The organism is Janthinobacterium sp. FW305-129 (assembly GCF_020858115.1).
In the GTDB taxonomy this organism is placed as follows: domain Bacteria; phylum Pseudomonadota; class Gammaproteobacteria; order Burkholderiales; family Burkholderiaceae_D; genus Janthinobacterium.
This window is the reverse complement of the sequence record NZ_JACYMM010000006.1, coordinates 76,547-103,091: the sequence shown is the minus strand read 5'-3', so window position 1 is coordinate 103,091 and position 26,545 is coordinate 76,547. Positions and strand designations below refer to the sequence as shown.

Sequence of the window (26,545 nt, the reverse complement as noted above, 5' to 3'; positions counted from 1 at the left end):
GTTTGCCCCTTGGAAATCGTTGTGCCTATCAAGTATTGACGAAGTGAAACCTCAGTCCGGCGTGCCCACGAACGCGCGCAAAAAGTCGATAAAGGCGCGCACCTTTTCCGCAATATGCTGGGTGTTCGGATACACGGCATACACGCCCTGCTCCGGGAAGACGACGCCGGGCAGCAGACGGCGCAAACGTCCCGCCCGCACCTCCCCTTCCACCAGCCACTGCGGCAGCAGGGCCACGCCGCAGCCGCCCAGCGCAAAGCCCAGCAGGGCCGAGGCGGAGTCGGAATGGATGGCGGCGTCGTCCTGCGCGGCAAAGGCGGCCGGGCCGTCGGGCGTGTGCACGTCCCAGCGCAGCGGCGAGGCCAGGCGGCTGTGCGCCAGCCAGCGCGCGCGCTGCAAGTCGTCCAAGGTGGCGATGTCCCTGCCGGGCAGGCTGGCCAGGTAGGCGGGCGAGGCGACGGGCCAGATGGCATACGGCTCGATCAGCGCGGCGCGGTAGCTCGAATCGTTGAGGGAACCCATGCGGATGGCCAGGTCGTAGCGGCCCGAGATCAGGTCTTCGTGCGAAGACGACGACGAATGCTGGATCTGCAGCTGCGGGTGGGCGGCGGCGAAGGCGATCAGCGCGGGAATCACCGTGCGGCTGCCGTATTCGACGGTGGTGGTCAGGCGCAGGGTGCCGCGCAAGCCTTGCTGGCCCTGGCGCGCCGTCTCGATGGCGCCGTGGGCTTCGCTGAGCACGCGCTGGCAATCCTCGTAAAAGCGCCGCCCCACGTCCGTCAGCGCCAGACTGCGCGTGCTGCGCGTGAGCAGCGACACGCCCAGCTCCGCCTCCAGCTGTTTCAAATTAAAACTGACGACGGCCTTGCTCTGGCCCAGCACGGCGGCGGCCGCCGTCAGCGAACCGGCGTCGACGATGGCGATGAAAATACCCAGGCGGTCAAGACTGATCATGATAAGAGTAAGTAAACATGCGGGTGTCGGAGGTTTGTCAAATTTTATTTGACAGTGTAATCGGGGCTGGCCCGTTACGCAAATGGCGATGAAAGCTTAAGCTGGCCGTTTGCCATTCGGAGCACCATGGACTATCGCAAAAAGGTGGCGGCCATCTATCTGCTGGGTTTTTTCGTCGACCTGATCAACATGTTCATCACCAGCGTCGCCTACCCCGACATCGGCCATGCCCTGCACGCCTCGGTGGCGCAGCTGGCCTGGATCAGCACCGCCTACATCCTCGGCTTGACCATCGTCATCCCCGCCAGCGCCTGGCTGGCTGCCTATTATGGCAGCAAAACCGTGTTCATGGCATCGTTGCTAACTTTTTTATGCGCGAGCATCGGCGCCGGCCTGGCGCCGTCGATCGAGGCGCTGATCGCCTGGCGCTGCGTGCAGGGCCTCGGTGGCGGCTTGCTGATCCCGCTGGGGCAAAGCATGACCTACCAGCTGTATCAGCCTGCCGAGCGTCCTGGCCTGTCCTCCGTCATCATGCTGGTGGGCTTGCTGGCGCCGGCCCTGTCGCCCGCGCTGGGCGGCGTGATCGTCGACAGCCTGTCGTGGCGCTGGATTTTTTACCTGAACGTGCCGTTCGCGGCGCTGGCGCTGCTGCTGGCCGCCTGCTGGCTGCGTCCCGACGCACCGCGCGCGGCCGTTCCCCGTCTCGACACAGGCGGCCTGCTGGCGGGCAGCACGGCGATTTTGCTGCTGTTGCTGGGCTTGACCATGCTGGGTACGCCGGGCGAGTTGCTGGCCGGCGCCGGCGTGCTGGCGCTGGGCGCCGCCTGCGCGTGGATCTACGTGCGCGGCGCGCTGCGCAAGTCCACGCCGCTGCTCAACCTGCGCCTGGCCGCCGAGCCGCTGCTGCGCGTTGCCATGCTGATGTATCTGCTGGTGCCCGGTGTCTTCATGGGGGTGAGCCTGCTGGCCATGCTGTATTTGCAGGGCGTGCTGGGCATGCCGGCATCGACGGCGGGTGCCTTGATGCTGCCGTGGGCGCTGGCCTCGTTTGGCGCCATTTCGCTCACGGGCAAAAGCTATCGCCGCGTGGGGCCGCAGCCGCTGTTCATCGCTGGCGCGCTGCTGCAGGCGGCGGGCATGCTGATGCTGCTGCGGGTGGACTCGGCGGGCCAGTTATTCTGGCTGGCCGGCGCGTATGCCGTGATGGGTTTTGGCGGCGGCTTGTGCAGCAGCACGGCGCAAAGCACGGCGTTTTTGCGCACGCCGGACGGGCAGCTGAGCCAGGCCAGCGCCGTGTGGAATATCAACCGCCAGCTGGGCTTTTGCCTGGGCGTGGCGCTGCTGAGCGTACTGCTCAACGGCTTGCTGGCGGCGCAGGGAATTTCGACGCTGGACGACCCCGCCCAGCATGCGCGCGCGGCGCAGGTGTTTCACTGGTGTTTTGCCCTGGCCGCCGTCTCGTGCGTGCTGCCGCTGGCGCTGTGCCTGCGCATCGACAACCGCGCCGTTCTTGACCTTTTACATCACCATGGAGCAAGCAAAAAATGAACGCTACAAATCCTTATTTTGACGACGTCTTATCCACGCATGTGCTGATCCGCGAGTGGCTCGCCGGCGAAGCCACGGCACCCGAACATTGCGCCGGTTTGCTGGCGCGTTTTTCGCCCGGTTACACGATGGTGTCGCCGGGCGGCAAGCAGCTCGATGGCGCCGGATTGGCGGCGTTTTTCCGCGCCGCCGGCGGCAGCCGTCCGGGCTTGCAGATGCACATTTCGGATCTCGTTCTGATACAGGAAAGCGCGGCCGGCGCCACTGTGTCTTACCGCGAGTTCCAAGCCATGCCCGGCGCGGAAAACACGGAGCGCCTGTCGACCGTCGTGTATGAAAAAATGGCCAGCGGCGCCCTGCTGTGGCGCCATTTGCACGAGACGTGGGTGGCGCGGGCGGATTGATCTTACCGTGTGGTGGCGGGTGCGCTGCCTGAACGACGATGCGCGTATCATGCGGTGCTTGCACCCGGAGAAAACAAACATGCGCATAGACACGACATCGGACTCGCCAAGCTGGAGCAAAGTCTTTGACATTGGTCATGAACTGCGGCAGCTTGGTCCCGTGATGGAAGAAAAATATCCTGATCTGGACTGGGAATTGTTTGTCTGCCTGCGCTGCCTGCCGAAAGACTTGCAGAGAAAAACCTTTTGCCGTTACTACGCCAGCGATAAAATGTTCGGCCTCGATATCGCCATGGATGAGGAAGACTTCGTGCCGGTGAAAAAAAACACGCCGGCACAACGCAAATTGATCGGCGCCGCCTTTTTCACTTTTTTTGTGGCAAGCATCCAGAAATACGAGAAAAAACTCCCGGGACTCCAGCCTGTTTCAGCGCAACTGATCGCTGATGTGCGGCAATGGTGCGTCGACAATCAGTGGCTCGATGCCGTTGTCTGACCCGCCATGCGCACGCCGGCGCTCAAGTGAGGTCGTGCAGGTCCTTGCGCAGCGCCGGGCCCAGCGTAAAATGCGAAAACGCGACCTCGAGCCCACCCCGTTCCGGCGTGCAGCACATGGGTCCGACGCGGTAGCTGCCGGCCTCGGGAAACGGCGCCAGGCGCAGCAGCGGCCAGCGCCGGCCATCGGTCGAATACTGCACCCGGATCACGCCCTTTTCCACCGTGACGCGCAGCCAGAAACCATCGGGCATGGCCGGGGCGATGCTGACGGCCCAGTCGGATTTGTCCTGCGTCAATACGGAGCTCAATAACAGCTGGCCGTCGGAAAATTCGACGCCGCATTTGATCCAGTTCTGCTCGTCGATGCGCACCATCATGCCGGCCTGGTCATACAGCGCAGAGTACTGCGCCGCCACGTGCAGCTGCGCCGTAAAATCGCCGGCGATTTCCGTGCCGAAAAAGTGGCCGCTGTCGCGGATAAAACCATACGAGGTCTTGCGCCAGAAGTCCGTGTTCGCATCCGTCGTCACGCGCAATTGCGCGCCGTCGGCGGACCAGTTTTCCGGTGGATTGAGCCAGCTGCCTTGCGTGAACATCGCGTGCCTTTCCGAGCTAAAAAGATCACATAGTGTGCCCCCATCCCAGCGCCTTGTACAGGGCGATCGCATCGATGTAGGACGCCGTTTCCGCCTGCAGCGCTTCGCGCCGGATATCGAACAAGGCGCGCTGGTTTTCCAGCACGGCCTGATAGCTGCCGGCACCGCCCTGGTAGCGCGTCGTGGCGATGCCCAGAGCCGCGTTGCCATGGCGCGCCGATTCCAGCAGGGAGGCCAATCGCGTCTGGTTTTCCGCCAGCTGCGTGACGGCATTTTCCACGTCTTCCTGCGCGACTAACAGCGTCTGTGCATAGCGCGCCAGCGCGCCCTGAGCTTCGGCCTGGGTGCCGCGCAAGCGGGCCTTGACGCTGCCCAGGCGGAAGGCCGGATAGCTGACGGAGGGAGCAACCTCAAAGGCGCGCGCGCCGCCGTCGAACACGCCGCTGCCGCGCAGGGCGAAGAAGCCTAAAAAGCCGCCCAGGCTCAGGCGCGGATACAGGTCGGCCGTGGCGGCACCCACGTCTTCGCTGGAGGCGGCCAGCAGGCGCTCGGCGCGCACCACGTCGGGCCGCTGCTTGATCAGCCGGTTCACGTCACCGAGGGGCAGCTGGCCCGCCAGCGGCGCCTGTTGCCGCGGCGTGGTCGCCAGCGCGATGGCGCCAGGCGCTTGCCCGCTCAGCACATCGAGCCGGTACTGCGCCTGCCGTAACCCCGCCTGCAGGGGCGGCAAGGCTGCCTCGCTGCGCGCCAGGTTGGCCAGCGCGTTGTGGCGTTCTTCCGGCAAGCCGCTGCCGGCGCGGATGCGCGCGTCGGTCAATGCCACCGTATCGCGCCAGCTTTGTATCTGCGCCTGCGTCAGCGCCAGGTTTTGCTGGTAGCCCAGCGCCTCGTAGTAATTGCGCGCCACTTCGGCGGCGATCGTCAGCTGCACCTGCCGCAAATCCGCCTGCGCGGCATCGGCGCGCGCCTGCGCCGAGCGGGAAATATGCGCCAGGCGGCCGAACAGGTCGATCTCCCATTGCGCGTCGAATCCCACGCGCGTATTCGTGCTGGCGGCGCGGCTGCCGGGAGTGTCTTGCTGCACCGTGCGCTGCCACCCAGCCTGGCCCGTGACGGTGGGCAGTTCATCGAGGCGGCGCTCGTCGAAGATGGCGCGCGCGGCCAGCAGATTCGCTTGCGCTTGCGCGATATCAAGGTTGTGTTCGAGGGCGCTGGCGATCAGCTGCGACAGCCGCGCATCGTCGAAAAACGTCCACCAGGCGGCATCCTTGGCCGCCGTTTGAGCTGGCGCAAACTGCGCCTGCTGGGGGCTGGCCAGGGCGATGGCGGGCGTGCCCGGCGTGACGTAGGCGGGGCTGACGGCGCAACCGGCCAGCACGGGGAAAAGGGCAATAAGATAGCGGTAATTTTTCATGGGGATTCCTTCAGCGCCTGCGACAGGTCGCGGGCGCGCGGCGTGGCATGGTCGGCCGTGTGGCGGCGGGCCAGAAAGGTGTACACGGTGGGCAGCACGAACAGGGTAAAGAAGGTGCCGATCAACATGCCCGAGACGATCACCACGCCGAGGCCGAAGCGGCTGTTGGCGCCCGCGCCGGAAGCGAACAGCAGCGGCACCAGGCCCACCACCATGGCGGCCGTCGTCATCAGGATCGGGCGCAAGCGGATCTGCGCCGCCTTGCGGATGGCCGTGATGCGGTCGAGCCGTTCATGCACCTGCAATTCGTTGGCAAATTCCACCATCAAGATGCCGTGCTTGCTGATCAAGCCGATCAGGGTCACCAGGCCGATCTGCGTGTAGATGTTGACGGTGGCGTAGCCGAGCGCCAGCGGAATCAGCGCGCCGCAAATCGACAGCGGTACCGTGATCAGGATGATCAAAGGGTCCGTCAGGCTTTCGTATTGGGCCGCCAGCACCAGGTAGATGACGACGACGGCCGCCAGGAAGGCCAGCAGCAGGGCATTGCCCTCCGTGGCGAACTGGCGCGCGTCTGATTGCCAGTCGTAGCTGAAGCCGGGCGGCAGGGTCTTGGCCACGCCGTCGAGGAAGGCCACGGCGTCGCCCAGGGTCACGCCCGGCGCCGGCACGCCCTGGAAGGTGGCCGCGTTTTGCTGGTTGAACTGCGTCAGCATGTTCGGCTCGATCTGTTCCGTCACCGAGACGACGGCGGACAGCGGCAGCAGGCTGCCATCGTCGGCGCGCACGTACTGCTGCGTCAGGGCTTGCGCCGTCAATCTCTGTTCGCGCGGGCTTTGCGCGATGACGTCATACGCGCGGCCATCCATGCCGAAGCGGTTCAGATAATTCTCGCCCACCAGCACGGCCAGCGATTCGCCGATGTCCTGCATGCGGATGCCCAGGCTGTTGGCTTTCGAGCGGTCCACGCGCACTTTGACCACGGGGTTGTTGTAATCGAGGTCGCTGTCGACGACGGCAAACAGGCCGCTGTCGCGCGCGCGCTGCTTGACGTCTTCCATGGTGCGGAACAGGGTGGCGTAATCCTGCGCGCTGCGCAAGACCATCTGCACGGGCAAGCCGCCGCTCGACCCCGGCAAGGGCGCCAGCTGGAAGGCGAAGATGCTGGTGCCTTCCACGTCGCCCACGGCGTGCTGGAGTTCGGCCTGGATGACGGCCGCGTTGCGCGCGCGTTCGGCCCACGGCGTGAGGTTGATGCCGCCGATGCTCGACGCCGGACCTTCGCCGCCGTTGATGATCCAGCGCGAATCCGTTTCGGGGATGTTCTTGTAGATGTCATCGAGCTTGTAGGAAAAACGTTCGACGTAATCGAGGTTGGCGTGCTGCGGCGCCTTGATCGCCGTCAAGACGCTGGCCTGGTCTTCCGCCGGCGCCAGTTCGCGCTGCGGCAGCAGGTACAAAAAGGGCAAACTGACCATCACCAGCGCGGCGAAACCGGCGCTCAGCCAGCGGTGGTGCAAGGAGCGGTCCAGCAGGCGCGCATAGCGGCTGGTCAAACCTTCGAAGAAATGCTCGGCGGCGCGCGCCATGCGCCCTTCCGATTGTTTCGGCTGCAGCAGCAATGAGCTCATCACGGGCGACAAGGTCAGCGCCACCACGCCCGACACCACCACGGCGCCGGCCAGGGTCAGCGCGAATTCCTTGAACAGCGCGCCCGTGAGGCCCCCCATCATGCCGATCGGCGCATACACGGCCGCCAGCGTGATCGTCATGGCGATCACGGGGCCGGCCACTTCGCGCGCACCGACCAGGGCGGCCGCCACGGGCGTCTTGCCTTCCTCGATATGCCGGTGCACGTTTTCCACCACGACGATGGCGTCATCGACCACCAGTCCCACGGCCAGCACCATCGCCAGCAAGGTGAGCAGATTGATGCTGAAGCCGAAGGCCAGCATCAGCGCCGCCGCGCCCAGCATCGACAGCGGTATCGTCACGACGGGAATCAGCACGGAGCGCAGGGAACCCATGCACAGGTAGATGACGATGACGACGATGAGCAGCGCTTCGAGCAGGGTGTGCGCCACTTCGTCGATGGACGACTGGATGAAGCGCGCCGTCTCGAACGCCAGCTCGACTTTCACGCCCGGCGGCAGGGTTTTCTGGATCTCGGGCAGCAGTTTCTTGATGCCGTCGACGATCACCAGCGGGTTGCCGCCCGGCGTGGGCGACAGGCCAAGGTACACGGCCGGCACGCCATCCATGATGCCGCTCGTTTCCGTGGCGGCCGCGCCCAGTTCCACCGTGCCCACGTCCTTCAGGCGCACGAGGGCGGCGCCGTCCTTTGCATCGCCGCCCTTGGTGATGACCATGTCGCGAAATTGCTCCACGCTGGTCAGGTCCGTGTTGACGCTGATGTTGGAGACGACGAACTGCCCCTTCACCTTGCCGGGCGCCGCCTGGTAGTTGTTGCGCCGCACGGCGTCGGCCACGTCGGCCGCCGTCAGGCCGCGCGCCGCCAGTTTCGCCGGGTCGATCCACAGGCGCATGGCCAGCTGCTGGCCGCCGTACACGTCGACCTTGGCCACGCCGTCGATGGTGGCGAACATCGGCTGCACCACGCGCGCCAGATAATCGGTCAGCGCGGGCGCCGAGACGCTCTCGCTGGCAAAGCCGACGTAAGCGACGGCCGAGGAATCGCCGGCCGAACGCTCGATTACGGGGTCAAAAGCGCCTTCAGGCAATTTATAGCGCACCTGGTTGACCTTGGCCATGACTTCCGTCAACGCTTGCGTGGAATCGCGGTTCAGCTCCATGCGCACGGTGACCGTGCTGCTGCCCTGCACCGACGACGAGGTCAGGTAATCGATGCCTTCCACCGACGACACGGCTTGCGCGATCGGCTGCGTGACAAACCCCTGCATCAGTTCCGCCGAGGCGCCCGGATACGTGGTTTTCACGGTGATGGTCGATGATTCGAGCATCGGATACTGGCGGATCGGCAGCTGCAGGATGGCAATCACGCCCAGCATCAGAATCAAGGTGCTGATCACCAGCGCCAGCACGGGGCGGCGCACGAATAAATCGGTAAATTTCATCGTGTGCGCTCCTTAGGAACCGGCCTTGGGCGCGGCGCGCTTGGCCTCGTCCAGGGTATTGGCCACGGCTTGCACGGCCATGCCGTCGGCCAGTTTCAGCTGGCCCGAGGCGACCACGCGCTGGCCTTCGCGCAAGCCGTCGATAATGGCCACGCGGCCCCCGGCCCGCTCGCCCAGTTTCACGCCCACGCGCTTGACGGTGAGCGGCTGCTTGCCTTCCTGCTGCGCCACAAACACCGTGTCGCCATACGCGCTGTAAGTCACGGCCGTTTCCGGCACCGTCAGCTGCTGCCCGGCCTCGCGGGCTACCCGCACGTTCGCGTACATGCCCGCTTTCAGGGCGCCGCGCGGATTGGTCAGCGCCGCCTGCACCTGCACCATGCGCGAGCGGGCGATCAGCGGGTCGATGGCATTGATCTTCGCTGTAAAAACGTCGCCCGGATACGCGTCCACCAGCACTTGCACGGCCTGGCCCGGCGCCAGCTTGGCGCTGCTCTGTTCATCGAGGGCGAAGTTCACCAGCAAGGATTTCGTGTCGATCAGGCTGGCCACCGTATCGGCCGCGTTCAGGTACTGGCCCGCGTGTACCTTGCGGATGCCCAGCTGCCCCGCGAACGGCGCGCGGATGGTCTTTTGCGCGATCAGCGCTTCCGTCTGGCGCACGTCGCCCAGCGCTGCGTCGCGCGCGGCCAGGGCAGTGTCGAGCTGTTCCTGCGTGGCCGCCTTGTCCTTGACCATCTGCACCGTGCGGGCATGGCTGCTTTCCGCGTTTTTCAGCTGCGCGCGCTGGCGCAGCAGCATTGCCTGTTCTTGGGCGTCATTGAGCTGTACCAGCACGGCGCCAGCTGCCACCTGCTGACCCGATTCGAAGCGGATCTGCGTGATCCGGCCGCCCGTTTCGGCGGCTACTTGTACCTGGCGCGCCGCTTCCAGTTCGCCCACGCCGGCAAAAAAGCGTTCCTGCGTGCCCAGCACGACGGGGACCAGCGCCACCTTGGTGGCGGGGTAGGCGGCGGCATCGGCCGCATGCGTAGCGGCTTGTGATGCAGCGCGCGGATACAGCGCGGCGCCCGCGACGGCCAGGGCGATGGCCAGCGCGGAGGCGCCGACGATTTTCGTGTTCATGATGAAGTCCTTTACAGCAGTAAAAGGGAAAAAAGAAGAGGCGCAGCGGAGGCTGGTCAGGTCCGCTGCGCGTTGAAGAGTACAAACAGGCCGATGGTCCACAGCAGCAGCACCAGGTGCGTCGTCTGCAAGCCTTCCTGCGCGATCCAGTAGCCGAACCACAGGCCGCCCAGGTGCATCAGCAGCAAAAAGGCGGCCATGGCGCACAAGGCCAGGTTCAGCCAGGGCAAGCCGGCGGCCAGGCCACCGCCGAAAAACAGCGCCACGCCCGTCCAGGCGGCGATGGCGGCCAGCAGTTGCAGCGCCAGCACCGTGAACAAGGCCAGGCGGTGCAGCAGCAGGGAAGTGAGGGCGCGGCGCAGCAGCGGCGTCTGGATGGTGGGGTCCTGGCGCAGCGGGTCCATGCGCATGGTGTTGCCGATGGCCCAGACGGAGCCGTGGAAGGCGTGCAGGTTGTTGATGGCGGCCAGGGTCAGCCAGGCGGCCAGGCCGGTGGCGAGGATGGCGTGAAACAGCCAGATCGAGTGAGACAGTTGCATGGGAAAATCCTGTCAAAAGAGTACCTTGCCAGCATGCGGACGTGGAAACTCCTCGACAGCGGGGAGCTACCGGCCTATTATGCAAGCAATTAGTTGGTTAACTGGCCCCATGATAGTTGAGCGAAATGAATTACACAAGTAAACGTTTGGATAATAGCGAGGCGCCGCAAACGACGGAGCGCATCCTGTATTTCATCAAGACCAAGGGACCCGTCTCCACGGCGACCCTGGCCAAGACCCTGGACATGACGGGCGAGGCGGCGCGCCAGCAAGTGCAAAAGCTGGTGGCGGCGGGCCTGATCGAGGGGCGCCAGGAAGCGCAGGCGGGCGCGGGACGGCCGCGCCAGAACTGGGTCTTGACGGAAGCTGGCAATGCGCGCTTTCCCGATACGCATGCGCAGCTGACGATCAAGCTGATCGGCTCTGTGCGCCAGCTGTTCGGCGAAGCGGGACTGGACAAATTGATCACGCAGCGCGAAGAGGAAAGCCGCAGCGCGTATGCGCTCGCATGCTCGGCGCCGGACTTGCCCACGCGCTTGCGGCAGCTGGCCGCCGTGCGCGATGAAGAGGGCTATATGGCGCGCGTGGAAGCGGACGGCGACGACTGGCTGCTGATCGAAGACCATTGCCCCATCTGCGCGGCCGCGCGCACCTGCCAGGGCTTTTGCCGCTCCGAACTGCAGCTGTTCCAGGAAGTGGTGGGACCGAACGCCAGCATCGTGCGCGAGCAGCACGTGCTGGCCAATGCGATGCGCTGCGTCTATCGGATCACGGTGCTGTCCTAATCCTTCGGAAACAGCGGCCAGGTCAGCAGCGCCACCAGCCCCGCCAGCCACCACACGACGGGCCAGCTGCTGGCCGCCAGCACGTGCGGCAGGGTGACCGGCGTGAGGAACAGCCCCACGTAGACGGCCGTGTTCGCCATGCCCAGGGCCGTGCCCGCATTGGCGGCGCCGGCGCGGGTCGCCAGTTCCGTGTAGGCCACGCCATGCCAGGCGGACACGGCGATGCCGGCGAGCACCACGGCGGCCATCAGCAGCCAGCCCGGCGCCGGCAGCCAGGCGATGCATCCCAGCAAAATGAATGACGCCAGCGCCACCAGGGCCGAGCCGCGCAGGTAGCTCGGCCGGTTCGCGTGGCGGTCCGTGTGGCGTCCGCTCCAGATGCGCATCACCATGGCGCCCATTTGCAGGGCCACCATCACGGCCGTGATGGCCGCCAGGCCCAGGCGGCCATGGTCGTGCAGGAAGACGGTGGCATAGCTGAGTACGGCAAACTGCGGCACGCACAGCAAGCCGATGGCCGCTACCATGCGCCAGACCTTGCGATTCTGCAACGGCGGTGGCGGCTTGACCTCAAACAGGCTCGTGGACGCGTTCTGCGGCCCCGTGGCGGCCTCGGCAGAGAAGTCGGGATCATGCATCCAGCGCCACGTCAAAAACGCCGACAGGCCGCATACGAGGGCCAGGGCGCCAAACACGGGGACAAAGCCGTAGCGCGATGCCAGGCTGGGCAAAATCAGGGCGCCGAGGCCGCCGCCCAGCGGCACGGCCGTCTGGCGGATGCTCATGGCGAAACCCCGTTCGCCCGCGCCGAACCAGCGCATCACGGCGCGGCCGCTGGCGCCGTTCACGCTGCCGCCCAGCACGCCGACTGCCGCCAGCCCGGCCGCCAGCGCCCATAACGGCGGCACGGACCCGCCAGCGGGCGTCATCCACAGCAGCAGGACCAGCAGCGCCAGCATGGTGCCCAGCAAGCCCGTCAGCAGCACGGGCCGGTCGCCCCAGCGGTCGGTGGCCATGCCCCATGGCAATTCGGTCAGGGCCACGCCCAGGCCCATGGCGCCCAGCGCCACCCCCAGTTCAGTATTGCTCAGGTGATAGCCGCTGCGCAGCCAGATGGCCGTCGTGGGCATGCCGTTGGCGGCGGCGGAAAAACTGGCGTTGGCCGCCACGCCGACGGCCAGCACTTTCCAGCGGTGGGCGTCGCCCAGCGCGGGCGCGGTGACGGGGACAGGAACAGGAATGGCTTGGCAGCTGGTAGTCATGGCAGGGAGAGGATAGTGGTTGACCCTGGCAGTGTGGCGCGCTACGATCATTCTGAATATCAGATAATTTACGCTGAACCATCCCATAAAACAGGACGATTAACGTTACGCCATGCACCAGCTCAATTTCGACATCGCCTTCTTGCGCAGCTATGTGGCCGGCATCGAGCTGGGCAGCTTTGCCCGCGCGGCCGACAAGGTGGGCCGTTCCACCTCGGCCGTCAGCGCGCAGCTGAAAAAACTCGAGGAGCAGGCGGGCATGCCCCTGTTCCGCAAGGATGGCCGGGGGCTGGCGCTGACGCCGGCCGGCGAAGTGCTGCTCGGCTATGCGCGCCGCCTGCTGGAACTCAATGACGAAGCGGCCGTTGCCTTGCGCGGCGCGGAACTGGAAGGCTGGATCAGGCTCGGCTTGCAGGAAGATTTTGGCGAAGCCTTGCTGCCGGACGTGCTGGGGCGTTTTGCCCGCGCGCATCCGAAAGTGCGCATCGAAGCGCATGTGGCGCGCAACACGGCCCTGATGGAAGGGCTGGCCATGGGCCAGCTGGACCTGGCCCTGCTGTGGGGCGGCGCCTGCATCGCCGACGTGGCCGCCTATCCGCCGCTGCAGCGCCAGCATATTGCCCAACCGTCCATGCGCTGGATCGCCTCGTCCAGCCTGGCCTGGCGGCCCGGGTCGGGCGAGCCGTTGCCGCTCATTACGTTCGACCGCGAATGCCTGTTCCAGCGCTGCGCCACGCAGGCGCTCGATGGGGCCGGCATCGCCTGGCGCACGGCGTTTACCAGCCCCAGCCTGGCGGGACTATGGGCGGCGGCGGCCGCCGGGTTGGGCGTGACGGTGCGCACGGGCCTGGGCTTGCCCTCGACCGTGCGCGCGCTCGATCACGTGGAAGCAGGCTTGCCCGTCCTGCCCCCGCTGTCGCTGGAATTGCTGCGCGCCTCAAGCGTGTCCAGGCCGCCGGTCGAGCGCCTGGCGGCCCTGATCATCGAGTCGCTGCAACAGGATGCCGCTTAAAACGCCTGCGCCGTCGGGCGCAGCACGATTTCATTGATATCCACGTCGGCCGGCTGCTCGATCGCATACGCGATGGCGCGCGCCACCGACGCGGCGGGAATGGCGATCTGATAGAACTCCTTGACGGCCTTGGCGCTGTCGGCGTGGCTGCTGCCCTGGCTCAACTCCGTATCCACGGCGCCTGGCAAAATGACGGTGGTGCGGATGGTGCCGCCGCTGGCCGCCAGCTCGTGGCGCAAGCCTTCCGAAATGGCGCTGACGGCAAACTTGGTGCCGCTGTAGACGGTGCCGCCCGGGCTGAAGACTTTTTGTCCCGCCACCGACGAGATATTGATGAAGTGGCCGCTGTTTTGCGCCTGAAAATATGGCAGGACGGCGGCGATGCCGTTCAGTACGCCTTTGATGTTGATATCGATCATGCTGTTCCACTCGTCGACTTTCAAGGCGCTCATCGGCGCGATGGCCATCAGTCCCGCATTGTTGATCAGCACGTCGACTTTGCCGAACACGGCCAGGGCCGTTTCGACCAGGCGCTGCAGATCCTCGGGCCGGGTGACGTCGGTCCGGGCAATGGCGGCCTGGCCGCCGGCCGCCGTGATTTCCTCGGCGATGGCATTGAGCAAATCCATGCGGCGCGCACCGAGCACGACGCAGGCGCCCAATGCGGCCAGATGGCGCGCGGTGGCTTCGCCCAGGCCGCTGCTGGCACCGGTGATGACGACGACTTTCCCTGCAATAGCTTGACTCATGATGGGTTCCCTGTGAAGGCAGCACAGTGCTGCGGATGACATCGATCAATGCCGGCACAGCTTAGCGCATTTGCGTCCCCTTTTGCTATAAAAAAGATAATTATTAAATGATAATTGTTAGGCGCGAGCAATCAGCACTTGCACGGGCGCCATGGGGAAATCGCTGGCACTGTATTGTTCCACTTGCCGCCAGCCCGTGTCGCGCAGCAGCTGCGCCAGTTCTCCCTGGCGCGTGACGGCGCGGCCCAGCATGCGCATCGGCAAGTAATACGGCAGCACGCGCGCCGCGTCGCCGGCTGCCGGGGCGATTTCCGCCTGCACGCAGACGAGCACGCCACCGGGTTTTAATGCCGCCTGCATCTTGCGCAAGGCCGCCGCCATGTCAGGCACGAAATGCAGCACGGACGAGCACCAGATGAGGTCGTAACCGCTGCCGATGTCGTCGCAGTCCAGGTCGCCGCCCAGGGTCTCCAGGCGCTCAGATAGTTGCGCATGGGCGATGTTCGCGGCCGCCACGGCCACCGTTTCCGGCCAGTCGAAAACGCAACCCTGCACGCCCGCATGGGCTTGCGCCAGCGCAATGGCCACCCAGCCCGGGCCGCCGCCCGCGTCGAGCAGGCGCAGCGGCGTGTTGCCGTCCGCAAACGGCGCGATGCGCTGCATCACGGACAGGGCGGCGCGCATGGTGACGGCGCGTTGCTCCTGGCCGATCTGCTGCTGCGCGGCGGCGGCCCAGTTGACCCCGCTCGCCGTGCTGTACGGCGCCGCTTTTCCGCCGTCGCGCACCAGCGTGTGCAATTGCGTGGCGAAATGGCGCAGCGCGTGCAGCCGGTACAGCCAGGCGTCGCCGCAAAAGGCCACGGAGTCGCGGCAGAAATACTGCACGGTGGCGGCCGCGCAGCGGTAGCGCTGATCGCTTGCATCTGCACCCGCGTCGGCCCCGTCGCGCTGCAGCACTTGCATGCTCCAGAGCAATTCCAGCAGCAGGGCCGTGTGCGGCGCATGCAGCGACAGGGCCTCGGCCAGTTGCGCCGCCGTGTGCGGCGTGGCCAGCACCTCGAAAATACCCAGTTCCAGGGCGGCGGCCAGTCCATCGGCCTGGACGGGGGCGACGGCCAGGTCCCAGTACGGCTGCAAAGCGTGTTGCGTATCGAATGACATGATCTTCCTTTCGGCGAAGTGGGCATCAACGTCATTTTATGTAACAATGAGAATAGTTATCATTTGCATTTGTATGCGCGGCGGCGTTTTTCGTATGCGGGACGGCGCGCGGGAAAACGGGGAGGAGCGATGATGGAACAGGACAGGGCAGCGGCAGGCTGGGTGCGGCGCCAGCTGGACCCGGGGTTGAAAGAGTGCCGCGCCGACCAGCGGCAAGTCGACCAGGGCGTGCTGCTCGTGCATTCCGATTACCGCCCGCGCCTGGCGCTCGTCGAGCAATCGCAGCATGACGACGCGGGCGGCATGGTCATTACCATCGGCCTGGAAGGCGCGTCCGCCTACGCCACGCGCGATGGCGAACAATTGCGTTTCCGGGCCGGCCATACGACGGTGACGGCGTTTCACCACGTCAGCGGCGAGCGCCGTTTCGAGGCGCAGCAACGGGCGGCGCAATTGCGCGTGCTGGTCGACGAGGATGCGCTGGCGCGCTACTGGCCGGAAGGCCTGGCATCCCTGCTGCCCCACGGCGGCGCGCGCCAGCTGGCGCATGCGGCCACCACGGCAGCTGTCGCCCAGCACGCGCGCGCCCTGCTGCGCGCGACGGACCCGCTGGCCGTGCATATCGGCGTGCTGAGTATCCTGGCGGAACAGTTGCGGGGACTGCGGCCGCCGCCCGTTCCTGTGCCGCGCTGGTCCGAGGCCGACATCATCAAGCTGGAGCGCGTCCACGCGCTGATGCAGGAGCAGATGGCGCAGGCACTCACGCTCGATTACCTGTGCGCGCAAGTGGGGCTGAGTTTGTTCAAACTCAAGCAGGGGTGGCGCTACCGCTACAACGACAGCCCCCAGCGCACCCTGCTGGCGCTGCGCATGCAGCGGGCAAAGTTACTGTTGGAAAATGGTTGCCAGGTGGCGCAGGCGGGCTGGCAGACCGGTTATCGGCATCCGGCCAATTTCAGCGCCGCCTTCAGCCGCCATTTCGGCTACGCGCCGAAGACCGTGGGGCGCGCGGGCGGGTAAAAAGCCGGTGTAGAATCGGCGGGCACGATGTACTCATACGACCTACAAGGAGACATGATGGCCCGCAAAATCTTTGTCAATCTGCCCGTCCAGTCGCTCGAACGTTCCGTGGCGTTTTTCACGGCGCTGGGCTTCAGTTTCAATGCCCATTTCACGGATGAAACGGCGACGTGCATGATCGTCGCCGACGATATTTTCGTGATGTTATTGACGCACGACAAATTCAAGCAATTCACGCCCAAGCAGCTGTGCGATACCACGGTGGCGACGGAAGTGCTCGTGTGTTTGTCGGCCGAGAGCCGGGGCGAAGTCGATGAGCTGGTGGCGAAAGCCGTCCAGGCGGGCGGCAGCATCTACAAGGAGCCGATCGATTTCGGCTTCATGTATGGCCACAGTTTCCAGGATCCCGATGGGCATCAATGGGAATTGATGTACATGGAAGCGAATTCAATACCGCAATAGTTGCGGTATTGAATCCGGTACAGCGTGCTTAGCTGGCCAGCGCCAGCAAATCGACCACGTCCAGCCCGGCCAGGTCCTGCGTCGTGTTGCCCGCAAACGCGGCGCGGCTTTGCTGGCCGTTTTTCAGCCAGGTGCGCGTCACGTCCTTGATCTGGCTCAAGGTGCAATTCAGCACGCCGGTGCGGAACTGCTGGCGCACGGCTTCCGTCGTGCCCCGCTGCTGCATGTTCCACGCCGTCAGCGCTTCCGCGTACGGCGAATGCGGCTTGTCGAGGCCCTTGATGACGCAGATGATGGCTTCTTCCACTTGTTCCTGCGAGAAATCGCCGGCTAGGATCTGATCGAGCGTCGTGCCGAAGTCGGCAAACGTGCCGGCCAGGCGCGGATCGCGGTAGGAGCTCAGCGTGAACGTGCCGGCGCCGGCCGCATAGCTGGCGCTGCCGCCATACGCGCCGCCTTTTTCGCGCAGGGCCGTATGCAGCACCTGGTTGGTCATCAGTTCGGCGGCCACGGCCAGGGCGGCAGCGTCCGGATTGTGCACGCCTGGCACGGCCCAGGAAACGAAGCAATGGTTGATCTGGCTCGTCGCATGCAGGGCCGTGTTGGCCAGCGGCAATGCGGCCGGTGCGGCGGCAACGGCTGGCGCATCCGCCTGCGTGCCGGCGGCCGGCAATTCCAGCAAACGGGCCAGGGTGATGCCATCCTGTTCCAGGCCCGCGCACAGCACGGTCGGCGGCTGGGCGATGATGTGCGCGTGCAGGGTGTCGAGTTCGCGCGCGATTTCCTGCAAGCCTGCCGATGTCTTGCTCAGCTGCTGCAAGCGGCGGTAGAACGGCAAGGCGGCCGGGCCGCCGACGATGTCGTCGAAGCGGCGCGTCGGCGACAGCGGGGCCGCCGAGGCCAGCATGGCGTAGCGGTTGCCCGATTCGGCCAGGCTGGAGAGTTTGTCCTGCACCAGGCTTTCGATCAGGAAAGCCAGGCGCTCTTCTTCATCGAAGCGTGGCTTGGCGATCCAGGCCGACAGCACGGCGGCAATCGCTGCATGTTCTTCGCGCAAGCCGCTGGCCGAGAACGACAATTCCACGCGCATCGCCTGTTGCGGGCGGGGAATGGCTTCCAGGCCGATGTGGAACGACGGCACCATGCTCTGGCGCCAGGCGCTGGCGTCGTCGAACGACATGTCGCCCACGCCCAGTTCCGGCGCCAGGTCCGTATATAAACGCAGCCAGGGCCACGACGCTTCCGGCAAGCCCGATACGTCGTACAGCACGTTGGCATAGCTGATGCCGTTCGAGGCAATGCTGAACGCCACGGCGCCGTCGACGGCGGGCGGAATCGGCAGGGCAGGGCGCGGCGCGGCGCTGACGTCGCCCGGGCGGATGCGCGGCAGCACTTCCGAATTCGATGGCAGTTGCTGATGCGCTTCCAGCGCGGCCGACTCGGCGACGATGTGCTCGCGCTCGGCGTCCGTCAGCTGCGCTTGCAGGGCCGCCAGCTTGGCATCTTCCTGCGCGGCGCGGTCCGTGAAATAGGCGGCATCGGGCACCACGTGCGTCGTCAAGCGGGTTGGATTGGCGATCAGTTCGCGCACCAGCTGCTTGAAGAATGCCGGGTCCTCGATCTGCTGCTCCAGCGTTTCCAAAATCGCCGCATTGTCGAAGGCGTCCATGACGTTGCCGTCGTACATGGCCAGCGGCAAGGCGTGCAGCAAACGGCCCAAGCCGTAAGGCATGCGGCCGCTGCTGATTTCGCGCTGGCTGTATTTGATATCGCGCAATGCCGCGTGCAGCACGGCGGCGGGAATGCCTTCTTCCGCCGTTTCTTCCAGGGCCGTCCAGATGCGCTGGTGCGCATCGGCGATCTGTTCCTGCGTCAAACCTTCCATGCCGATGTGGAACACCATCTGGCGGATGCCCGCGTCGCGGCCATTCATGTCCGATGGGCGGCCATAGCCGGCCGATTCCATGGCGCGCATGACGGGCGCCGACGATTCGCCCAGCAAGCCGTGCGACAGCAGATGCGCGTGGTAGTAGGCGATGGGGTCGCTCGACTCGCCCATCAGCCAGGCGAATTGCAGGCCGAATTCATCGTCGCGCGCTTCCTGCGACGGAATTTTCACCACATTTTCCTGCGGCGCCGTCCACGCGGGCGCCAGCTGCGGCAGGCGGCGCGGGCTAAAGCCGCTGAGCTTGGACAGCACGCGTTCCGCGACTTGTTCCTGCACGGCCGACGCTTCGATATTGCCGGAGGTCATGATCACGGCTTGCGAAGGGTGATAGTGGCTGGCGTGGAATTCTTTCAGCATATCGTGTGTCAGCTCGGGGATATTCAGCGGATCGCCGCCCGATTCCACTTCGTACGTCGTGCCCTTGAGCAAGGCGCTGGCGATGCCGCTGTCGAGAGCGCGCATGGGGCTGTTGAAGGCGCCCTTCATTTCATTGAAGACGATGCCCTGGTACACCAGCTTGTCGCCTTCGAACGCGTGGCGCCAGCCTTCCTGGCGGAAATTCAGGTAATCGAGGTTGGGGAAGAAGGCCGCGTCCAGGTACACGTCGAGCAGATTGAAGAAATCCTTGCGGTCGGTGCTGGCGAACGGGTACACGGTGCGGTCCGGGTAGGTCATCGCATTCATGAAGGTGGCCGTCGAGCGGCGCAGCATCGAGAAGAACGGGTCGCGCACCGGGTAGCGGGCCGAGCCGCACAAGGCCAGGTGTTCCAGAATGTGGGCGCGCCCGTCGCTCACTTCCGGCACAGTGGGAAAGGCCACCAGGAACACCATTTCAGCCTGCTCGGTATGCATGTGGATATGGCGCATGCCCGTTGCTGGCTCGACATATTGCTCGATGGTTGCCTGCAAGACTGGAATGAAGTTGCTGCTGACTTTTTCAAATGTGCTCATGCGGTATGGGATCTCTGCGGTAGATGGTTCGGATGGTCGGTGGACGTGCATCACATCTGGGGGCAAAGCGGCGTATTGCCAGGGCCGGCGGCCACTTTGATGCCTGTGTGAAGTTTTTCCCTATTGTACTAGGAGTATTCGTGCGCCGCCGACGGGGACTTGCTGGCGGCCGGAAAAGCCATAGTATTGCCAAATTTACCATTTCAGGGTGGCTGGCGTCTGTGAATCGGCGCTTCGCGTACCATGCGTTTTTTTACCAGACTGTAGCGAAGGCCGCACCTTGTCCAGACTTTCTTTTCGCCAACTGTTATTTGCCGCCTTCATTTTGACGACGGGCATTTTGACGGCCACCTCCGTGCAAGCCTTGCTGACCCTGGAGCACCTGGCGCGCCTGGGGCGCGAGACGGCGGCGCAGGCGATTGCCCTGACGGAACAGTCGCAGCGCCTGTCCGAACGCACCCTGGCCATGGAGCGCAGCGCGCGCCAATTCCTCGTGCTGGACGACCCCGTCTTCCGCGAGCGCTACGCGGCGGCGCGCGACGAAGCGGCGGCGGCGCTGCAAGTGCTGAACCGCGCCACGCCCGAGTTCGCTCCCCAGCTGGCCGACGAGTGGACGGTGCAGGCGCAAGCGGCCTGGGAAGTCTTGCAAGCGGGTAAACGCCGCAAGCGCGATGGCCACGCCGTCGTGTACCGCGCGTTTGCCCGCATGACGCAGATCAATGACAGCCTGGCGCGCGAAAGCAAGACGGAAATCGGCAGCCGCAACGATGCCCTGCTGGCCGAGCTGGAACGCCAGCGCCGCCTGCTGGGCCTGCTGGTGGGTGGCGCCGTGCTGCTGGCGGCCGTGCTGGCCACCTGCTTCGGCTTTTTACTCTCGCGCCCGCTGCGCCGCATCGAGACGGCCATCGAGCGCCTGGGCGACAAGCGCTACGACCAGCCCATCGTCGTCGGCGGCCCGGCCGACACGCGCCGCCTGGGCCAGCAGCTGGACTGGCTGCGCCAGCGCCTGGCGGATCTCGATGCCGACAAGGAACGTTTTCTGCGCCACATCTCGCATGAGCTGAAGACGCCGCTGGCGGCCCTGCGCGAAGGCGTGGCCCTGCTGGAAGACGAGGTGGCCGGCAAGCTCAGCGACAGCCAGCGCGAAATCGCCGGCATCCTGCAGCAAAACACGGCCTCGCTGCAAACCCAGATCGAAGACTTGCTGCGCTACAATACCGCCGCCTTTGACGCCCAGCATCTGGCGCACAGCAAGGTCGACTTGCTGGTCTTGCTGCAAGATGTGGTGGCGGGCCAGCGCTTGCAATGGCTGGCGCGCCGTTTGACGGTCGAGGTGCAGGGAGAGTCCCTGATCGTGCAGGCCGACCGCGACAAGCTGGCAACTGTGCTGGCGAACCTGCTGTCGAATGCCGTGCGCTTCAGCCCGGAAGGCGGCACCGTGCGGTTTACCCTGTCCGGTGAAGGCGGCCGCGTGCGCATCGATTGCATCGACGAGGGGGCCGGCGTGGCGCCCGAGGATGCCGAACGCATCTTCGAGCCGTTTTACCAGGGCGTGCGCCAGGCGGCCGGCGCGCGCAACGGCAATGGCATCGGCCTGTCCATCGTGCGCGAATATATCGCCGCCCATGATGGCAGCGTCACTCTTTTACCGCGCCAGGCTGGCGCGCATTTTCGGATAGAACTGCCCTTATGATGACGAGAACTTCCCTGGCCGGCATGGCCGCCTGCGCGCTGCTGCTGGGCGCTTGCGCCGCCAAGCCTCCCAAACAGACGCCCGTGCTGGTGCAGACGCCGCCCCGCGTGGTGGTGGTCGCCGATCCCCAGCTGACCGAACTGCTGGCGTATCAAAGCGCCTTGCGCCTGATGACGCCGTCGGAACTGGTGAAGGCGCAACTGGATCTGGCCAAGGCCGATACGGCGCCGCACAACACGATACGCCGCGCCATGCTGCAATCGACCGTGCGCGGCCCCGGCGACCTGGCCCGCGCGCAAGCGCTGCTGGAACCGCTGGCCACGGCCACGGGCAAGGACGCGCAATTGCTGGCGCCGCTGGCGCAATTGCTGGGCAGCCAGTACGCGGAACTGCGCCGCCAGGAAGAGAGCATCGACAAGCTCAATGCGCAGCTGCGCGACGCCCAGCGCCGCATCGACTTGCTCAATGAAAAGCTGGAAGCGCTGAAAAACATCGAGCGCAGCCTGTCCGTGCGCCCCGCCGCGGGAGCGCCGAAATGAGCGAGCACGCCCACATCTTATTGGTCGACGACGATCCCGACCTGCTGCGTTTGCTGACCATCCGCTTGAAGGCGGGCAACTATCGCGTGACGGCCGTGGGCAGCGCGGAAGCGGCGCTGGCGCGCCTGGCCGTGGAATTGCCGGCCCTGGTTATTACCGATGTGCAACTGCCGGGCCGCGACGGCCTGGCCCTGTTCGATGAAATCCGCCGCCAGCACGCGGCCCTGCCCGTCATTCTGCTGACGGCGCACGGCACCATTCCCGACGCCGTCGACGCGACGGCACGCGGTGCGTTTGCCTACCTGACGAAGCCGTTCGACGGCAAGTTGCTGATGGAAAAGGTGGCGTACGCCATCAACTTGTCCACCGTCATGCCGGCGCCCGCGTCCGGCGACGAAAGCTGGCGCGCTGAGCTGATCAGCCGCAGCGCGCAGATGGCTGAGCTGCTGGCCGAAGCCAAGCTGGTGGCCGGTTCCGACGCCAGCATTTTGATCCGCGGCCCCAGCGGCACGGGCAAGGAATTGCTGGCGCGCGCACTGCACAACGCCAGCCGCCGCGCCAAGGCGCCGTTCATCGCCGTCAATTGCGGCGCCATTCCCGAGCAGTTGCTGGAATCGGAACTGTTCGGCCATGTGAAGGGCTCGTTTACGGGCGCCGTCGGCAACCGCGAAGGTTTATTTCAGGCGGCCGACGGCGGCACCCTGTTTTTAGATGAGATCGGCGACATGCCCTTGCCGCTGCAAGTCAAATTGCTGCGTGTGCTGCAGGAGCGGGCCGTGCGGCCCGTGGGCGCCGACCAGACGCGGCCCGTCGACGTGCGCTTGCTGTCCGCCACGCACCGCGACCTCGATATGGCCATGGCGGAAGGGCAATTCCGCGAAGACCTGTATTACCGCCTCAACGTCGTGACCTTGACCTTGCCGCCGCTGGCCGAGCGCCGCGAAGATATCGCCCTGCTGGCGAACCATTTCTTGCAGAAACTGGCCGCCAAGTACGACAAGCCCCTGAACGGCTTCGCGCCCGATGCCCTGACAGCCCTGGTGGCGGCGCCCTGGCCCGGCAACGTGCGCCAGCTGGTCAATGTCGTCGAGCAAGTGTGCGCGCTGGCCACGGCGCCGCTGGTGCCCTTGTCCCTGGTGCAGCGGGCGCTGCGCGTGCCGTCGCTCGAAGCGCTCAGCTATAACGAAGCCAAGCAGCGCTTCGAGCGCGACTACCTGATCCAGCTGCTGCGCCTGACGGACGGCAACGTGGCCGACGCGGCCCGCCTGGCCGACCGCAACCGCACGGAGTTCTACCGTTTACTGCAGAAATACGAGCTGACGCCGGCCCTGTTCCGGGGTGATGGCGACCCTGTCGCTGAATAGCGACAAAAATAAAGTCTTCATAATCAACGACTTATTTTAAAACATTGATATGCTTGCCATAGTCTGTCGCTGCCAGGCGACAGAAAGCCCCGATTTTCGGGCCGGATCCGGCGGAAATGGGCTGAAAAAATCAAGTTTGATTGTAAGTCGCTGATTTTGAAGGGAAATTAAAAGCTGGCACGGTGCTTGCTGTATGGGTAGATGTGACGCTTCAAAGTGTTGCTTTATCTAAGTAAGAAGCTTTTAACTTCATTGAGAGGAACTACCATGCAAACATCGAAACTGTTCAATACCCTGGTCGCCGCTATCGTACTGTCGGGCGCCTCGATCACCGCTTCGCATGCAGCTGACTCCGCCCCAAAAGCACAAGCTCCTGCTGACACCGTCGTGGCCGCCAACGCCGCCGCTGCCGTCCCTGATGAAACCATCACTTCCTCGGCCAAGGCCGCCCTGAGCGCCGATGCGCAAGCCGCTGCCCTGCCAGTCAAGGTAGCAACCCAGCAAGGTGTGGTCGTCCTGTCGGGCGACGTGCCGAGCGCCGAAGCGGGTGACCGCGTCGTGCAGATCGTCGCTTCCGTGAGCGGCGTGAAAGAAATCAAGAACGAGCTGAAAGTCAAAGCCGCCGGTTAATTCCTCGCGCTGTACTTTACTCCGGGTTGCCCTGTCTGCGGACAGGGCATTTTTTTGTGCCATTGTGTCCACAAGCCACGCCTGCTTCCAGGCAGATAGCTCGGCAATGGGGTTAGAATAGCCAGCACTGGCGCCGATTCCGGCGCTTTTTGTCATCCACGGCGCAGTGTTGCACGGCTGGGCCGCTACCAGGCTACCGCATGTCTTCATTCTTTCCCGCCGCCCTGTTGCGCAATCTCAAACCCGACAACTTCACCATCGCCCTGCTCGTCACCGTGGCGCTGGCCAGTTTCCTGCCCTGCACGGGCCAGACGGCCGTGGTCTTCGGCAATATCACCACGGTGGCCATCGGCGCCCTGTTCTTTTTGCACGGCGCCAAGCTGTCGCGCGAAGCCGTGGTGGCCGGCGTCATGCACTGGCGCCTGCATTTGCTGGTGCTGGCCAGCACGTTTATTTTGTTCCCCCTGCTGGGGCTGGCCCTGCGCCCGCTGGCGCTGACTTTCCTCACGCCCGAGCTGTACGTGGGCATCCTGTTCCTGTGCGCGCTGCCGTCGACCGTGCAATCGTCGATCGCCTTGACGGCCATGGCGCGCGGTAACGTGCCGGCCGCCATCTGCAGCGCCTCGGCCTCGAATTTCATCGGCATCTTCCTTGCCCCCATCCTGGTGGGCTTGCTGGTGGCCAAGGGAGCGGAAAGCAAGTCGTCGGTCGACGCGGTATTGTCGATTGTCATGCAACTGCTGTTGCCCTTCCTGGCCGGCCAGTTCCTGCGCCGCTGGATCGGCCGCTGGGTCGACCGCCACAAGGCCATGCTGAAATTCGTCGACCAGGGTTCCATTTTGCTGGTGGTCTACACGGCCTTCAGCGAAGCCGTCAGCGAAGGCCTGTGGCACACGATCTCGGTGGAAACTCTGGTCGCCCTGAGCCTGTTCAGCATCGTGCTGCTGGCGCTGGTCCTGGGCCTGATGACGTTCATCAGCCGCCGCCTGGGTTTTAACAAGGAAGATGAGATCGCCATCGTTTTCTGCGGCTCGAAGAAAAGCCTGGCCAGCGGCGTGCCGATGGCCAAGGTCTTGTTTGCCACCCACTCGCTGGGCATGGTGATTTTGCCGCTGATGCTGTTCCACCAGATTCAGCTGATGATCTGCGCCGTGATCGCGCAGCGCTATGCGCGGCGCAAGGACGACGAGCTGGACAGCGGGAAAGTGGCCGCCTGAGTCTGCACCAGGATTCGCGTGAAGCAAGTTCAGCTGTCTTGACCTGTGCCGTGGCAGAACGCTATATATAAGTGTATATTACGCTCCTTGTTCACCGTTCACTTTACAAGGATACGATCATGCGCCTCACCTCCCTCGCCCGCCTGCTTGGCACCGCTCTTCTCGCCACCGCCGCCACTTCCGCCTTTGCCGGCGAAGTGGTGGTGTCGGCCGCGGCCAGCCTGACGAACGCGTTCAAGGATGCGGCGCAAGGCTACGAGGCGCAATATCCGGGCAGCAAGGTGTCCCTGAACTTCGCCGCCTCGGGCGTGCTGCTGCAGCAGATCGTCAAGGGCGCGCCCGTGGATGTGTTTGCCTCTGCCGACCAGGAAACCATGGATGCGGCGCAAAAGCAGGGCCTGGTATTGCCGGCCGACCGCATGGATTTCGTTGGCAACAGCCTGGTGCTGATCGTGCCGCACGATAGCAAGCTGGGCATCAAGGCTTTGGCCGACCTGACGCACAAGGGCGTGACCCGCGTGGCCATCGCCAACCCGGCCAGCGTGCCCGTCGGCCGCTATTCCGAAGGCGCGCTGAAGAAGGCGAAGCTGTGGGACGCCGTGCAGCCCAAGGCCATCGGCACACAGAACGTGCGCCAGTCGCTCGATTACGTGGCGCGCGGCGAAGTCGATGCGGGCTTTGTTTACGCCACCGACGCGGCCATCATGAAAGACAAGGTCAGCGTGGTGCTGGAGGTGCCGCTGGACGCGCCCGTGCTGTACCCGATCGCCACCATCAAGGGCAGCGGCAATACGGCCGAAGCGAAGCGTTTCGTCAGCTATTTGCAAACTGCGCCGGCGCAAGCCATCCTGGCCAAGTACGGCTTCAAGAAACCCTAACGCCTCCACGCCCGCATGGATATCGCCTGGACCGCGCTGGCCCTGTCGCTCAAAGTAGCGGCGTGGGCCACGGCGCTCAATTTGCTGCTCGGCATCGGAACGGGCTATCTGCTGGCGCGCACGCGTTTTCCCGGGCGCGAACTGCTCGATGCCCTCTTGACCCTGCCGATGGTGATGCCGCCCACCGTGCTCGGCTATTACCTGCTGGTGCTGCTGGGCCGGCGCGGCACCTTGGGCATCTGGCTGCAGGACAACTTCGGCATCAACCTGATCTTTACGTGGCAGGGCGCCGTGATCGCTTCCACAGTCGTCGCCTTTCCGCTCGTCTTCAAGCCCGCGCGCGCCGCCTTCGAAGCGGTCGACGGCCAGCTGGAGCAGGCGGCCCGCGTGCTGGGCCTCCCGGAAATGGCGATTTTCTTCCGCGTCACCTTGCCGCTGGCCTGGCGCGGCATCCTCGCCGGCGTGCTGCTGGGATTCGTGCGCGCGCTCGGTGAATTCGGCGCCACGCTGATGGTGGCCGGCAGCATTCCCGGCAAGACGCAGACCCTGTCGGTGGCCGTGTATGAGGCCGTGCAGGCGGGGCAGGACGACGTGGCCAATACGCTGGTCGTGATTATCTCCCTGGTCTGCATCGTGGTGCTGCTGTCGGCTGGCCGTCTGGCGCCCGGGCGCATCGCGCACAAATGACGCTGATGATGACG

At 65.0% G+C, this 26,545-nt stretch carries 24 protein-coding genes; 14 read left to right on the top strand and 10 right to left on the bottom strand.

The window, feature by feature from the left end; all coding sequences use genetic code 11:
* Positions 1-51: 51 nt before the first annotated feature.
* Positions 52-954: a LysR family transcriptional regulator gene (locus IGS61_RS13615; RefSeq protein ID WP_230540076.1), complete on the bottom strand. Its 903-nt coding sequence runs from the start codon at positions 952-954 to the stop codon at positions 52-54.
* Between the two features lie 126 nt (positions 955-1,080).
* On the opposite strand from IGS61_RS13615, the gene IGS61_RS13610 reads away from it, so the two are divergent.
* The 3 genes from IGS61_RS13610 (at position 1,081) to IGS61_RS13600 (ending at position 3,402) form a co-directional block, all read left to right on the top strand.
* Positions 1,081-2,502: an MFS transporter gene (locus IGS61_RS13610; RefSeq protein ID WP_230540075.1), complete on the top strand. Its 1,422-nt coding sequence runs from the start codon at positions 1,081-1,083 to the stop codon at positions 2,500-2,502.
* Complete coding sequence (locus IGS61_RS13605; protein ID WP_230540074.1) at positions 2,499-2,906, top strand: DUF4440 domain-containing protein; 408 nt, start codon at positions 2,499-2,501, stop codon at positions 2,904-2,906. Before IGS61_RS13610 ends, IGS61_RS13605 begins: the two co-directional genes overlap by 4 nt.
* 79 nt (positions 2,907-2,985) lie before the next feature.
* Positions 2,986-3,402, top strand: coding sequence for a hypothetical protein (locus tag IGS61_RS13600; protein ID WP_230540073.1), 417 nt, complete (start codon positions 2,986-2,988; stop codon positions 3,400-3,402).
* Positions 3,403-3,424: 22 nt separating this feature from the next.
* Here the strand turns inward: IGS61_RS13600 and IGS61_RS13595 are convergent, their stop codons facing one another.
* From IGS61_RS13595 to IGS61_RS13575, 5 genes are read right to left on the bottom strand one after another with little or no spacing between them, the layout of a single operon-like run.
* Entirely contained in the window at positions 3,425-4,000 is a 576-nt protein-coding gene (locus tag IGS61_RS13595; RefSeq protein WP_230540072.1) for a DUF1349 domain-containing protein, read from the bottom strand.
* Positions 4,001-4,025: 25 nt separating this feature from the next.
* Complete coding sequence (locus tag IGS61_RS13590; RefSeq protein WP_230540071.1) at positions 4,026-5,414, bottom strand: efflux transporter outer membrane subunit; 1,389 nt, start codon at positions 5,412-5,414, stop codon at positions 4,026-4,028.
* Complete coding sequence (locus IGS61_RS13585) at positions 5,411-8,509, bottom strand: MexW/MexI family multidrug efflux RND transporter permease subunit (protein WP_230540070.1); 3,099 nt, start codon at positions 8,507-8,509, stop codon at positions 5,411-5,413. The genes IGS61_RS13590 and IGS61_RS13585 overlap by 4 nt, the downstream gene beginning before the upstream one ends.
* Positions 8,510-8,521: 12 nt before the next feature.
* The gene (locus tag IGS61_RS13580) at positions 8,522-9,634 is read right to left on the bottom strand and encodes an efflux RND transporter periplasmic adaptor subunit (RefSeq protein WP_230540069.1); all 1,113 of its coding nucleotides are present in this window, start codon (positions 9,632-9,634) and stop codon (positions 8,522-8,524) included.
* Positions 9,635-9,690: 56 nt separating this feature from the next.
* Positions 9,691-10,173, bottom strand: coding sequence for a DUF2165 family protein (locus IGS61_RS13575; protein WP_230540068.1), 483 nt, complete (start codon positions 10,171-10,173; stop codon positions 9,691-9,693).
* Between the two features lie 125 nt (positions 10,174-10,298).
* Here IGS61_RS13575 and IGS61_RS13570 point away from each other — a divergent pair, with 125 nt between their 5' ends.
* Entirely contained in the window at positions 10,299-10,958 is a 660-nt protein-coding gene (locus IGS61_RS13570) for a helix-turn-helix transcriptional regulator (RefSeq protein WP_230540067.1), read from the top strand.
* On the opposite strand, the gene IGS61_RS13565 is transcribed toward IGS61_RS13570, so the two are convergent.
* Positions 10,955-12,220: an MFS transporter gene (locus tag IGS61_RS13565; protein ID WP_230540066.1), complete on the bottom strand. Its 1,266-nt coding sequence runs from the start codon at positions 12,218-12,220 to the stop codon at positions 10,955-10,957. The two genes, IGS61_RS13570 and IGS61_RS13565, sit on opposite strands and share 4 nt — an antisense overlap.
* A 112-nt stretch (positions 12,221-12,332) precedes the next feature.
* On the opposite strand from IGS61_RS13565, the gene IGS61_RS13560 reads away from it, so the two are divergent.
* Positions 12,333-13,232, top strand: coding sequence for a LysR substrate-binding domain-containing protein (locus IGS61_RS13560; protein WP_230540065.1), 900 nt, complete (start codon positions 12,333-12,335; stop codon positions 13,230-13,232).
* Here the strand turns inward: IGS61_RS13560 and IGS61_RS13555 are convergent.
* Both IGS61_RS13555 and IGS61_RS13550 read right to left on the bottom strand, forming a co-directional pair.
* The gene (locus IGS61_RS13555) at positions 13,229-13,981 is read right to left on the bottom strand and encodes an SDR family oxidoreductase (RefSeq protein WP_230540064.1); all 753 of its coding nucleotides are present in this window, start codon (positions 13,979-13,981) and stop codon (positions 13,229-13,231) included. The genes IGS61_RS13560 and IGS61_RS13555 overlap by 4 nt on opposite strands.
* Before the next feature lie 117 nt (positions 13,982-14,098).
* Positions 14,099-15,142 carry a methyltransferase domain-containing protein gene (locus IGS61_RS13550; protein WP_230540063.1) on the bottom strand — a complete coding sequence of 348 codons (1,044 nt, stop codon included), beginning with the start codon at positions 15,140-15,142 and terminating at the stop codon, positions 14,099-14,101.
* 129 nt (positions 15,143-15,271) lie between these two features.
* Between IGS61_RS13550 and IGS61_RS13545 the strand changes: the two genes are divergently transcribed.
* Together IGS61_RS13545 and IGS61_RS13540 are read left to right on the top strand one after the other, a co-directional pair.
* Positions 15,272-16,162 (top strand): helix-turn-helix domain-containing protein, encoded by an 891-nt coding sequence (locus tag IGS61_RS13545; protein WP_230540062.1) that lies wholly within the window; start codon positions 15,272-15,274, stop codon positions 16,160-16,162.
* A gap of 57 nt (positions 16,163-16,219) precedes the next feature.
* Positions 16,220-16,624, top strand: a complete 405-nt coding sequence (locus IGS61_RS13540) for a VOC family protein (protein ID WP_230540061.1) — start codon at positions 16,220-16,222, stop codon at positions 16,622-16,624.
* Positions 16,625-16,652: 28 nt separating this feature from the next.
* On the opposite strand, the gene IGS61_RS13535 is transcribed toward IGS61_RS13540, so the two are convergent.
* Entirely contained in the window at positions 16,653-19,523 is a 2,871-nt protein-coding gene (locus tag IGS61_RS13535; protein ID WP_230540060.1) for an insulinase family protein, read from the bottom strand.
* A 280-nt stretch (positions 19,524-19,803) separates the two neighbouring features.
* On the opposite strand from IGS61_RS13535, the gene IGS61_RS13530 reads away from it, so the two are divergent.
* The 7 genes from IGS61_RS13530 (at position 19,804) to modB (ending at position 26,531) form a co-directional block, all read left to right on the top strand.
* Entirely contained in the window at positions 19,804-21,216 is a 1,413-nt protein-coding gene (locus IGS61_RS13530; RefSeq protein ID WP_230540059.1) for a HAMP domain-containing sensor histidine kinase, read from the top strand.
* On the top strand, positions 21,213-21,755 hold the full coding sequence (locus IGS61_RS13525) for a hypothetical protein (RefSeq protein ID WP_230540058.1): 543 nt from the start codon (positions 21,213-21,215) through the stop codon (positions 21,753-21,755). Before IGS61_RS13530 ends, IGS61_RS13525 begins: the two co-directional genes overlap by 4 nt.
* The gene (locus tag IGS61_RS13520; protein WP_230540057.1) at positions 21,752-23,119 is read left to right on the top strand and encodes a sigma 54-interacting transcriptional regulator; all 1,368 of its coding nucleotides are present in this window, start codon (positions 21,752-21,754) and stop codon (positions 23,117-23,119) included. Before IGS61_RS13525 ends, IGS61_RS13520 begins: the two co-directional genes overlap by 4 nt.
* Positions 23,120-23,386: 267 nt before the next feature.
* The gene (locus IGS61_RS13515; protein WP_034752546.1) at positions 23,387-23,749 is read left to right on the top strand and encodes a BON domain-containing protein; all 363 of its coding nucleotides are present in this window, start codon (positions 23,387-23,389) and stop codon (positions 23,747-23,749) included.
* A 200-nt stretch (positions 23,750-23,949) separates the two neighbouring features.
* Complete coding sequence (locus tag IGS61_RS13510; RefSeq protein ID WP_230540056.1) at positions 23,950-24,966, top strand: bile acid:sodium symporter family protein; 1,017 nt, start codon at positions 23,950-23,952, stop codon at positions 24,964-24,966.
* 119 nt (positions 24,967-25,085) lie between these two features.
* Positions 25,086-25,844, top strand: a complete 759-nt coding sequence (gene modA, locus IGS61_RS13505) for a molybdate ABC transporter substrate-binding protein (protein ID WP_230540055.1) — start codon at positions 25,086-25,088, stop codon at positions 25,842-25,844.
* Positions 25,845-25,859: 15 nt separating this feature from the next.
* Positions 25,860-26,531, top strand: a complete 672-nt coding sequence (modB, locus tag IGS61_RS13500) for a molybdate ABC transporter permease subunit (protein WP_219134163.1) — start codon at positions 25,860-25,862, stop codon at positions 26,529-26,531.
* The last annotated feature ends 14 nt before the right edge of the window (positions 26,532-26,545 follow it).